At 67.3% G+C, this 10736-nt stretch carries 12 protein-coding genes and 3 pseudogenes; 6 read left to right on the top strand and 9 right to left on the bottom strand.

The genetic code is table 11. The annotated features are described in order from the left end of the window. A pseudogene (locus CCN42_RS41815) lies at positions 1-243 on the bottom strand (hypothetical protein); the annotation flags it as partial. Between CCN42_RS41815 and CCN42_RS45110 the strand changes: the two are divergent. After that, positions 199-632 (top strand): annotated as a pseudogene (locus tag CCN42_RS45110) (transposase); the annotation flags it as partial. The pseudogenes CCN42_RS41815 and CCN42_RS45110 sit on opposite strands and share 45 nt — an antisense overlap. Here CCN42_RS45110 and CCN42_RS42930 read toward each other — a convergent pair. From CCN42_RS42930 to CCN42_RS34815, 3 genes are all read right to left on the bottom strand, one after another. Next, complete coding sequence (locus CCN42_RS42930) at positions 625-780, bottom strand: hypothetical protein (RefSeq protein ID WP_158102177.1); 156 nt, start codon at positions 778-780, stop codon at positions 625-627. The pseudogene CCN42_RS45110 and the gene CCN42_RS42930 overlap by 8 nt on opposite strands. Positions 781-968: 188 nt before the next feature. After that, the gene (locus tag CCN42_RS34820; protein ID WP_245877605.1) at positions 969-1592 is read right to left on the bottom strand and encodes a hypothetical protein; all 624 of its coding nucleotides are present in this window, start codon (positions 1590-1592) and stop codon (positions 969-971) included. 10 nt (positions 1593-1602) lie between these two features. Beyond that, positions 1603-2277 carry a NucA/NucB deoxyribonuclease domain-containing protein gene (locus CCN42_RS34815; RefSeq protein WP_086741391.1) on the bottom strand — a complete coding sequence of 225 codons (675 nt, stop codon included), beginning with the start codon at positions 2275-2277 and terminating at the stop codon, positions 1603-1605. A gap of 828 nt (positions 2278-3105) precedes the next feature. Between CCN42_RS34815 and CCN42_RS34810 the strand changes: the two genes are divergently transcribed. After that, positions 3106-3606 (top strand): hypothetical protein, encoded by a 501-nt coding sequence (locus CCN42_RS34810; RefSeq protein ID WP_143662126.1) that lies wholly within the window; start codon positions 3106-3108, stop codon positions 3604-3606. A 58-nt stretch (positions 3607-3664) separates the two neighbouring features. Then, a pseudogene (locus tag CCN42_RS34805) lies at positions 3665-4501 on the top strand (ISAzo13 family transposase); the annotation flags it as partial. Positions 4502-5247: 746 nt separating this feature from the next. On the opposite strand, the gene CCN42_RS34795 reads toward CCN42_RS34805, so the two are convergent. Continuing rightward, positions 5248-5628: a MerR family transcriptional regulator gene (locus CCN42_RS34795; protein ID WP_086741389.1), complete on the bottom strand. Its 381-nt coding sequence runs from the start codon at positions 5626-5628 to the stop codon at positions 5248-5250. A gap of 59 nt (positions 5629-5687) precedes the next feature. Between CCN42_RS34795 and CCN42_RS34790 the strand changes: the two genes are divergently transcribed. Continuing rightward, positions 5688-6485, top strand: a complete 798-nt coding sequence (locus tag CCN42_RS34790; RefSeq protein ID WP_086741388.1) for an SDR family NAD(P)-dependent oxidoreductase — start codon at positions 5688-5690, stop codon at positions 6483-6485. Between the two features lie 418 nt (positions 6486-6903). Further along, positions 6904-7710 (top strand): hypothetical protein, encoded by an 807-nt coding sequence (locus CCN42_RS34785; RefSeq protein WP_086741387.1) that lies wholly within the window; start codon positions 6904-6906, stop codon positions 7708-7710. A gap of 153 nt (positions 7711-7863) precedes the next feature. Here CCN42_RS34785 and CCN42_RS42920 read toward each other — a convergent pair whose 3' ends face one another. From CCN42_RS42920 to CCN42_RS34770, 4 genes are all read right to left on the bottom strand, one after another. Beyond that, positions 7864-8049: a hypothetical protein gene (locus tag CCN42_RS42920; RefSeq protein ID WP_086741386.1), complete on the bottom strand. Its 186-nt coding sequence runs from the start codon at positions 8047-8049 to the stop codon at positions 7864-7866. Positions 8050-8410: 361 nt separating this feature from the next. Next, positions 8411-8542, bottom strand: coding sequence for a hypothetical protein (locus CCN42_RS45760; protein WP_281259554.1), 132 nt, complete (start codon positions 8540-8542; stop codon positions 8411-8413). Positions 8543-8603: 61 nt separating this feature from the next. Further along, the gene (locus CCN42_RS34775) at positions 8604-8960 is read right to left on the bottom strand and encodes a hypothetical protein (RefSeq protein WP_339384462.1); all 357 of its coding nucleotides are present in this window, start codon (positions 8958-8960) and stop codon (positions 8604-8606) included. 157 nt (positions 8961-9117) lie between these two features. Beyond that, positions 9118-10386 carry an NAD(P)H-dependent flavin oxidoreductase gene (locus CCN42_RS34770; RefSeq protein WP_245877604.1) on the bottom strand — a complete coding sequence of 423 codons (1269 nt, stop codon included), beginning with the start codon at positions 10384-10386 and terminating at the stop codon, positions 9118-9120. 39 nt (positions 10387-10425) lie between these two features. On the opposite strand from CCN42_RS34770, the gene CCN42_RS34765 reads away from it, so the two are divergent. Beyond that, positions 10426-10736, top strand: a 311-nt coding sequence (locus tag CCN42_RS34765) for an alpha/beta fold hydrolase (RefSeq protein WP_245877603.1), incomplete at its 3' end; no start/stop codon positions are given.

The following is a 10736-nucleotide window of genomic DNA, read 5'->3' as shown; positions in this document are numbered from 1 at the left end:
GGCCAGGCGCTGGGCGATCTCGTACTGTTGGGCCGGCAGCGTCACGTCGTTGGCTATGTCGTCCAGCAGCCCGTCCAGGTCGACCTGCGACTGGAGTACCGCCGTCACGGCGGCCTGGGCGCGCTCCATCCGGCGCAGCGGCGAGTGGCCCAGCAGCTCGCGCAGGGAGTCGTCGCCAAAGTCCTTCGACGGGGCAGCTTGCCGGAACGATTCGGGCCGTGGAAGACGGTCTATGAACGCCATCGGCTGTGGTCGGCTGACGGGACGTGGGAACGCCTGCTCCAGCAAGTCCAGGCCGCGGCGGACGCGGCGGGTGAGATCGACTGGGACATCTCGGTTGACTCCACCATCGTGCGGGCGCATCAGCATGCAGCCGGCGCCCGCACCGAGCCGCCACCGGCCCCGCATCAAAAGGGGCCGGGGTGGGAGAACACCAGGGCGAGACAGCGTGGCAAAGTCTCGTCGCCCGCCTGGTGAGGGGTGGCGCAGGAGGTGAGGGCCTGGGCCGCTCGCGCGGCGGGTTCACCACCAAGCTCCACCTGAGCGCGGACGGCCGCTGCTGCCCACTGTCCCTGATCGTCACACCAGGTCAGCGGGCTGACTGCACGCAGTTCACTCAGGTCACTAGGAGGTCGTCGGCATGGTGGAGGTAGGGGAACGGATCTCGTCGACGGCCTGCGCGATCACCTTGTTGGGGACCTGGGTGAACTCGACGTTGGCCCGGCCCTCGTCGTCGAGGCAGACCCGCCCGCTGCCGAGCCCGTCCTCCTCGTACTCCATGCGGATGTCGTCGCAACCTACGTACCGCGGGATAGTCGTAAAGGTAGGGGTAGGCGGTTCTCAACGCGGTGACGTTCGCGCTCTGTGTCCCCGACCTGGGCTGCCCCCAGGGGCTCAGAGAAGTGGTCAGTAGCAGGCGTGCTTCGGTGGGGCGGCACAGCCGCCCCCGAAGCACGCATGATCGAGGGTCAGGAGTACTCGCCGCGTTCGGCTCTGCGGAGGATGTCGCGTTCCCGGCCGGTCTGGGTATCTAGTGAGTCCTCGTGGTCGATGACGATCGTGTGGTCCGCCTGTCGAGCTCGCACCTGGACTCCGTACGTGTCTGTCGCCTTCACTAGGAGAGCGCCCTCGTGAGAGGCGGGCCAGCTCTGGACCAGGTACGACTCGACAACTTCGTCCACCGTCGTTTGGTCGATGGCCCTGTCCCTGCCACGCGCGTGGATGCGCAGCCGGTATGAACCGGGGCCCTGGGACGCCAACGAGGGCAGATCCGCTGGGTCATCCATGAAGGACGTTACGAGCAGTTCTCCGGAGGGGGAGTGGCATGAGATCTCAGCGATCTCTTCCCAACCTTCAACAGGCTCGGGCCGCTGGTAGTGCGGCTCGACCCTGACTTGGACATCACCAGTGTGGATCCCGGTGGTCACCTCGATGGCTCCCCCATCGGCGGACACCAGGCCGGTGCGGCTAGCGTCCAGGTCGTCGGCCACAGGCCCCTGTGGATCCGCGATCTGGAAGAGGTGGTACTCAGCGTGCACCAGTGCTGCGCCTGTAGGGATTGGCTGATTCACGATGGCCTCGTCTGGTCTCATCCGGCTGGGTCTACCTGATCCATACCAGGAACCGGTCTCCTTCCAAGGCTCGGGTATAGGCGTAGAAGCCTTTGAGAGCCTTGCCCGCATTGGTGTTCTGCCCAGCATCGATCATGCGCCGGCTGAACTTGCCGCTCCCGTACTTGGCGCCCTGCCAGGTGCTGGCGAAGGCGTACTCGTCACAGGACTTGCCCGGCGGGCGCTGCAGGCTCGACGGGCAAGCCTTGTTCCTGCTCTCCTTGATCTTCTTTTGATCGGTGAGCCGTGTCAGGAAGTTCGTCGTGCCGTACTTACCCGGCAGCCCCGTTGCCTGGGCATCCTTGATGTGGTCTGCGACCTCCGGCCAGGGGCCTGTCAGGCTGTAACTGATAACCGGCACGGCCTGCAGATTGACGCAGCCGACCTGGCGAGGAGCACCGGGCAAGGCGTTATCGCAACGGACATCCACAGTGGAGTGCTTGGTGGGCTCCGATGGCGCCGCCCACTGGGAGTTGGTGAACGTCCAGGACGCGACGCTCCGGCCTGTTCCCCGCTGCTTTGAGGCAGCGGTGTTGATGGTGGTGTCCATGAAGAACTGTCCGTAAGGTTCAACGCTCTTGGAGATAGCCTGCGCTGGGAAGCTCTTGTTGACGACCTTGCACTTGCCGACGCAGGAGGCACTCCCGGACACCTTGGTGCCGTTCACCTCGCCCCCATCGGGATGACTCCAGCAGCCTCACCTGGTAGGCCCATGTCTTGGTGTCCCGGGCCGAGAAGGAGTATCCAATGACCAGGTACTTGATACCCCCGACTATGCGGCCTGTTCGCACATCGACGGCGTGGACTTCAGCGCGCCAGATGCCGCAGCCGCGCATGCGCTCGATGTACCACGCGGAGTCCACCCCGGCGTCGATGCACCACTTGGGTTCCTTCCAGGGCGTGGGCCTGGCTGCCGCGGCTGCAGTGTCGGACGCGTCGGCCGGTCCAACTCAAGCAGCTGGAGGAGGCCGCCCGGACCATACTGGAGAGTCTCACCGCAGCGGAGAAGTCGCTCCCACTCCAGATCGGTGAGTTCATGACGGCGTATCACCCCACCATGATCTACCAACAGATGATCTTTGAAGACGAACCCTAGTGCGAGGAGCATAGGTGCGTACGGCTCTGGCGTATGTGCCGACGAAGCGACCGCCTGTCAGCTTGTGGGGGGGGCAGGCTGTTCACCGACGGTCTTTCCTGACCACCCCGGCCGGCAACGCCCCGAACCGGCCATAGGAGCGCGGGACAGGTGTGACCTAATGCGCCCACCGTTGCACGCCGTAACTTCCCAATGAGTGTCGAAAAAAGACCATACGCAGCCTCGATCGGCACGAGAACATCCGGCCTGGCCCAGTAGAAGCCACCAGGATTGATCTGGACTTCGGTGGCCCTTTCGTGACGGTTGAAATGCGGGCAGGTTGTTCGGACTTGTCCCTCCTGCCAGCCTGATAGCGCGCGGTTCCAGGACACCATGTGGACCCCAGACAAGGAGAAGCTCATGCGGCCCAAGACCGTTTCCCTCACCCTTGCAAGCGCATCTCTCCTGATCGGCGCTGCTGTGCCCTCCCAGGCCGCTGACACAGTGAGAGGGTCCGCACCCGACAGCAGCACCACACAGCACCGGCTCAGCCTGCCCCCCGGTGCGCAGGTCGACGACAGCTTCACGGTGGAGACCCTCGACGGCTGTGGCGCAGCGGACTTCGTCGACCATGGGGAGGGCGCACCGGGCGGGGGTAGCAACGATGACTACATCGTGCTGCACGATTACTGCAGCGACGGCCACGGAACCAGGGTATGGCTCTACTATCCCTCCACCGGCAACCAGTACGGCTCCGTATACAACGGGAACGGACTGGCTGGCGAACCGGTTATCTGGGATCCGTTCGGCAATGTCGTGGCCGGACAGGTAGTGGCCCTTGAGGTATGTCTCGTTGATGGACGGAATGACTATTCCGGGGCGCTGTGTGGGGAAGGCCAGCGCACAAGCGCTGACGGTTAGCTAAGGGCTTGCAGAGAATCAAGGTGTTGCTTCCCATGATTTGGCTCGTTGTTGTGGTATGAGCGTCTCAGACGAGGTTCGCGGTCAACTCGCTGTGAAGTTTCGAGTGTTGTTCCCGCACCTCGACGAACGGCAGCGGCGGCTGATGATGGGGGCCGAAGCCCGAATCCTGGGCCACGGCGGTATCCGGGCGGTCGCACGGGCGGCCCAGGTCAGCGAGACGACGGTCCGCAAGGGCGTGGACGAGTTGGAGGCCGGCGAGGAGCCCCTGGGTCGGGTACGCAGGCAGGGCGGTGGCCGGAGGAGGTCCGCAGATCTCGATCCGGGCCTGCGGCCCGCGCTGCTGGCACTGGTGGAACCTGACGAACGGGGTGATCCGATGTCGCCGCTGCGCTGGACGGTGAAGTCGACCAGAAGCCTCGCGGCCGCGCTCGCCGGGCAGGGGCACCGGGTGAGCGCGGACACGGTCGGGGACCTGCTGCGGGAGGAGGGCTTCAGCCTGCAGGCCGGCGCCAAGACCCTCGAGGGCAGGCAGCACCCGGACCGCGACGCTCAGTTCCGCTACATCAACGAGCAGGCCAAGGGGCATATGGGCGCCGACCAGCCGGTGATCAGCGTGGATGCGAAGAAGAAAGAACTCGTCGGCGACTACAAGGGCGCGGGCCGCCAGTGGCGGCCTGCCGGTGAACCGGTCCTGGTCAAGACGCATGACTTCCTGAACCGGCAGGGGCCGGGCAAGGCGATCCCCTACGGGATCTATGACATCGCCGCGAACACCGGCTGGGTCAGTGTCGGAACTGATCACGACACTGCCGCGTTCGCCGTCGCCTCCATCCGCCGCTGGTGGCAGGCCCGGGGGCGGCGCGACCACGGCGGGACGATCACCGCGGACAGCACGCTGGGCCAGGGCACCAGCTTCACAATCCATCTGCCCTTCGGTACGCAGCACCTACCGGCTGACGCGCTCGCGCCGGCCGCCTCCACCCCCGCCCCCTCGGCCACGGCCGAGCCGTATGTCCTGGAGGCGCTGCGCTGGCTCCCCCCGGACACGTCCGGCGCGGAGACACCGGCGGCGCCGACGACGAGCGACAGCCAAAGGTGGCGATCATGCTGAAGAACGAGATCTCTCCGTATGGCGTGCGGACCCGCAGTGGCACCGCGATGCCCATGGGTCCACCAAGCCGGAAGTCTCGTCCAGGTTCGGCGGGGCCGGATCGGACACCTCGTCGTACAGCTCCCGCAGGTCACTGTGGCCGGTGGCATTGACCTGGTGGACGAGACGGCCGAGGGGATGGGCGCGGACGTCGGCGAAGTCCAGGAACTGGGAGGCCAAGCCGTCCGGGTGGAGGATCAGACGCATCACGTTCGCGCCCGAGTCCTGACCGTCCCCTCCCTCTCGAGGCAGGAGTCCCAGGAACTGCTCGATTACGATCGTTTACGGTTCCTCCAACACTGCCGACCGACGATGCCCTGCCGGCGGACGTCCGGTCCCGCGGCGCGATCACCCTGTTGTTCGGCCTGTCCACCGAACGTTTTGCCACTTGACGCCTACACCGCGTCCCAGAAGTCGTTGAGTGTCTCGACCAGCCGACCGATGCTGTCGGCGGAGTTGTGGACGCACCCGCTGCGGAACTCGCGTCCCTATCCGTTGCGGCCGGCCCCGGCGGTAATCGCTTCGCCTGCGTGGATGATCGAGCTGAGCATGGCGTGGGCGGCTTGGAGCTGTTCGATGGAGCGGCTCAGGCGCTCGCCTTCGCGCTTGAGGTCCTGGGCCATTTCCTCGCAGGTTGGCGCCAGGATGGCTCCCTCGTCAGCCATGCAGGGCAGCACCTCCCGGATCAGGTCAGTATTCAGCCCGGCCGCGAGCAGAATCCGGACCCGGCGCACGGCGGCCACGTCGGACTCATCGAACTCCCGGTAGCCGCTGGCTCGCCGCCGCGGTCGCAGCAACCCCTGCTGCTCGTAGTACCGCAGGCTCCTGGTGCTGACGCCGGTGCGCCTCGACAGCTCGCCGATGAACATGTGACTCCCGGCACAGAAGTTTGACTCTGACATTGACGTCAAGGTTTAGCTTAGCCGCCATGTCAACGAACCAGAGCACTCAGCAACGTTCGACCATCGATCCGAAGACCCTGGCAGGCAAACGGGCTGTCGTCACCGGCGGCACCATCGGTATGGGGCGGGCCATCGTCCAAGCCCTGACCGACCGCGGTGCCGAAGTGATGTACACCGGGCGCAACGACCAGCGGCTCGCCGAGGCTCAGGCGGCGCTCGACACCCCGCTGGCCCACCCGGTGCGCTCCGATGCCACTGACGCCATCGCCATCGCCGCCCTCGGCGATCAGGTCGCCGACCGCCTCGGCGGCATCGACTACCTGTTCATCAACCAGGGCATCGCCGAGTTCCAGACGATCGAAGAGGTCACAGAGGAATCGTGGGACCGCATCTTCGACGTGAACACCAAGGGTGCCTTCTTCACCGTCCAGCGACTGGTGCCGCTGATGTCTGAGGGTGGTTCGATAGTGTTCACCACCGTCTCCAACGACCGGATCTTCCCCGGTCTCAGCGCCTACTCCGGGGCGAAGGAGGCTGTCGCCGCCTTCGCGAAGGTGCTCGCCGCCGAGCTGCTTCCCCGCAAGATCCGCGTCAATGCGATCGCCCCGGGCTTCATCCTCACCCCCACCATGGGCGTCGCCGAACTGACCGACGAGCAGCGCGCCGAGTTCATCGAGCAGGGCAACGCCTCCACACCGATGGGCCGCGGAGGCACCGTGGAAGAGGTCGCCGCCGCCGCGCTCTACCTGGCCACCGAGGCCACCTTCACCACCGGCATGGAACTGCCCGTGGACGGCGGGTTCGGCCAGGGTCTCGGCGAATGACCCCCGCCTGGTAAGCGGCGTTCTCCTGCGACCGGCTGAGCCAGTCGCAGGAGAACGTGACTTCTGCGTGGCGACCACGTCGCAACCGCCCTCCCCCCGGTCGCCCGCCTCCACAACCGCGCCCGCACGCGCCGACACTTCCGGCACTGCCTCGATCTGCTGCGCTCAAAGAGACCGGCACTAACTAGAGCCCGGACGGGCCGTGTACCTGCCAGGCGCGTTGCCGACGAACGACATTGACGCTTTCCACCCCGACCTGATGAGGATCACCGACCACTTCTCGGTCACCGTGCAACCATTTCCCGGGACCGTGAATCTGATCATGCGAGTCAACAGACTCCGACACTTCCTGGATCTTGTCGCGCTCACGAGCCACAGGCGACGAAGGGCGACGAGGTCCCGTATTTGGGGAAGAGACATGCGCATGCGTACCACCCTCGGCGTCGTCACCGGCGCCCTCGCCCTGACCGCCTTCGCCGTCCCGTCCGCCCAGGTCACGGCGGCCGAGTCCGTGCAGCCGACCGTCTCCGACGTCGTCATCAACGGCGGCAAGCCGATCGTGGCAGGCACCGGCAGCGTGACGTTCAAGGTGTCGCTGAACGCCAGCCACCCCACCGGCGTCAAGGCCGTCTGGCTCGACCTGTTCCGCTCGCTCGGCAGCCGGTTCGTCGTGGACGACATCAACGGCATCTCCTGGCTGGACTGCACCCCCGTCTCGGCCACCACCTCGCACTGCCAGGGCACCATGACCGGTTACGTGGTGGGAGCGGACCACCCCGAGGAGGACCACTCCGTGAACCTCCTGCACTCCAACGGTCAGGCCGGCACCTGGCCCGTGCGGGTCGACGCGGTCGCCGGCGACGACAGCAGGCTGTGGAACGAAGACTTCACGGCCCACAAGGTCCTGCGCGCATCCGCCCTGACGGTCAATGCCTCCCCCGAGCCGATCCGCAAGGGCGGGACGCTCACCGTCACGGGCAGGCTGACCCGCGCCGACTGGGAGAAGGAGTCTTATGTCGCCCTCGCGAACCAGTACGTGAAGCTCCAGTACAAGAGGAGCGGCGGGACCAGCTGGGCCACACTGAAGACGATCAAGTCCAGCTCCACAGGTGCCCTGAAGACCACCACGACCGCGACATACGACGGCTCCTACCGCTTCGTCTACGCGGGCGCCACGACCACCTCCGCCGTTACCTCCCGCGAGGACCTCGTCGACGTCCAGTAGACAACCCACCCGCACCCGAAAAAGCCGCAAGCGTACGTGCGTGTCGCCCTGCGGGGAAGCGGGGCCACGGCGGCGGCCGAGCTCCTACGACGGTCGATCCGCGGCTGCTGGTGGACCTGGAGAAGGTCGCCAGGGGAGGAAGAGGCCGCGGGCTCAGTGCTCGCTCCACAGGCCGGTGTCGCCGTGCCGTCGTAGTGGGCGCACAGGTGGCACCCGCCCCTGTGTGGCGGGCGGGACAGCGTCGGCGTGCTCGGCGGCGATGTGCCGGGCCACGAGGATCTGCGCGAGGAAGCCGCTGTCCGACTCGTTGTGCAGCATGACAATCATCAGATCGTCCACCAGGTCACCCCGGGCCGAGGTAGACGCCGGTGTAGCGGTAGGGCTGGGGGGCTGCTTCGGTGGTGCCGCGGGGCAGGCCGGTGGGGCCGTAGGCGTAGGTGTGGGTACGACTTGCCCCCCGGTCGTCATGGAGTTCAAGGTGCCCGCCGGTTCGCGGATGAACCGGCTCCGCGACGTGTCCATCCCTGATCGGCCTCATGCCCTGGTTCGACGTCGCCCCGAACCGACCCGGCGGGTGCCGCGCGCCAGCTCTCAGCGCCGTCAGCGCGGGCGCACCCCCTCCCAGGAAGCAACCGACACCCGCTGCGCGCCCGACCGCCCGGGTGAACCCGTGGTCCGGAACGCATGCCCGGGCGCGGTGTCAGGGGGTGGCGCGGCCAGCGATGTCCCCGCCGGGGTCGTCGCCAGGGCGATCACGAACGTCCGGCAGCACCGGGTCGCTGCCCCACACGGACACCCGTACCGCGCCCTCGCTGATCTGCAGATCGAGCATGACGGGACTGAACTGCGACGTCGCCGCTCGGCTGACGGGGCAGTTGAGGCCGGGCTGCCAGTCAGGAGGCGCGGCGGAAGACGGCGGCTGGTCCGATGGCGTGGGGGCCGAACTTGTCGCGGATGCGGTCCATGGCCTGCTCGGCCCGGAGTCGGTCGTCGCGGGTGTCGTCGAGGCTGATCTGCTGGGCGACCCGGTCGGCGTCGATGAGGTCTTCGCCGCGCAGGGCGATGCCGGTGAGGCGGCCGCGCTGCAAGCCGGCGGCGTCCATCAGCTGGTAGGCGAGCTGACGTAGATCGTCGTCGTGGGCGGACGGCTCGGTCAGGCGGCGGGTCTTCTCCCACGAGGGGCCACCCGCGAACTGCAGTGCCTGTTGGCGAAGTCCCGGCCACTGATCTGATGGATTGCCGCAGGTCAAAGTAGTTTCGGAGGTTCTCCTGTACCGGTCTGGGACCGTTGCGCGTGCCGAGGGAACAAGAAGTCCTCCAAGGCGTCAAGCCCGAACAACATGATCACGATCAGTGACGCCTCCTGACGGAGCAGTGATCACGGAACGCGGTGGACGGGCCCCCTGCTCAGTGCGGAGCGGCCCGCGTGCATGCCTCGGCGGTCCGGCGCAAAATCGTCTCGGCGTCGTCGACGATCCGCCGCACGATCTCGGCTGCCGGAAGGATTTCGTGGACGAGGGCCGCGGACTGTCCGGTGAACGGGAGGAACTCATGTCCTCGTCCGGTGAGCATGGCCTCCACAATGCGGGGACCGGCTTCGGCCGGCTGTACCCGCTCGGGGTGTGCTTCCACATCCTCGAGAAAGGCGGTACGCAGCGACCGGGGGAAGCCGTAGGCATCAGGCCGTGAGAACGGCGGCATGAACCTGTCGCTGTGCGCCAGCTTGATCGTGTCGCGTGCCTCGGCGGCGACGATCCGGCTCTTCCACTCCTGGGCGATGTTCATCTCCACCGACGCGAGCAGCCGTGTGCCGATGGCTACGCCCTGAGCTCCCAGGACAAGTGCCGCCGCCAGTCCCCGGCCATCGGCGATCCCGCCCGCGGCAACGACCGGAGTTCCTGCCGCGATGTCCACGACCTGCGGCACCAGCACCACGGTCGACACCTCGCCGCCCTGGCCGCCCGCCTCGCCGCCCTGGGCGACGATGACGTCCACGCCCGCGCGCACCGCCTGCTCGGCCTGCCGGACGTCCATGACCTGTTGAATCCACAGGATGCCCGCGTCATGGGCGCGCTTGACCAGGTCGTCGGGGACACCGAGGTGGAAGGAGATCGCGGCCGGACGCTCGTCCAGCGTCGCCTGAAACGCCTCCTCGTTCAGGGGACGCAGGGTGTGGTTGATGGCGAAGGGACGATCGGTCAGCTCACGCATCCGGGCCCACTGACGCCGCAGGTCAGCGACCGGGCGCACCGCAGTGCCCAGGCTGCCCAGGCCGCCCGACTCGCAGACGGCCGCGGCCAGCTCGACCTGGTCGAATGGCCCATACGGTGCGCCGATGAGGGGCACCTCGATACCGAGCACGTCGCACAGCCGCGTCCGGAGCATCGTCGCCTCCTCCCGGCACCGCGATCGAGCGGAGCTGGTCGTTTTCTCCATCCTGCCCCGGTGACCAGGTGTGCGCACGGGGGTCAGCGGCGGCAGCTGTCCAGGAGTGCTCGGAATGGTCAGGAGCCGCAGCAGTGAGCCGAGCCAGTGCCCCGGGGCGATGTGGCCGCTTGCCAGGCGCAGGTGACCCGAGGCTCCTCCGGGCTGCGTCCGAACCCGTCCCCGATGGGAGCCCGAATCGTCGCCTTGATGCCGCAATGCCCGTATGATCAGAATATGCCGGCGCTTCAACTCGCCAGCAGTCGCCGTGGCACGGGGTCGCCTCTGGTGGTGATCCGGCAGCTGGACCGGGAGGGCTGGGCGCCCGTCATCGATCTGCTGGCCCAGGACCGCGAGGTCGTGGCCGTCGACCTTCCGGGATTCGGCGACAGCCCACCGCTACCGGACACAAGGCCCACCGTCCAGGCACTGGCCACCGAGGTCGCCCTGTGGTTCTCCACAGTGGGCCTCACCCGCCCGCCCGTCGTGGGCAACTCGCTCGGCGGAGCCGTCGCACTCGAACTCGCCCGGGCCGGCGCGGTCGCCAGCGCCGTCGCCCTGTCCCCCATCGGCCTGTGGACCGGCCCCGGGGCCGCCTACGC

Origin of the sequence: Streptomyces glaucescens, from assembly GCF_002154375.1 — a bacterium.
Classification (GTDB): domain Bacteria; phylum Actinomycetota; class Actinomycetes; order Streptomycetales; family Streptomycetaceae; genus Streptomyces; species Streptomyces glaucescens.
Note: the sequence above shows the minus strand (reverse complement) of the source record. Positions and strands in the feature narration are given on the sequence as shown.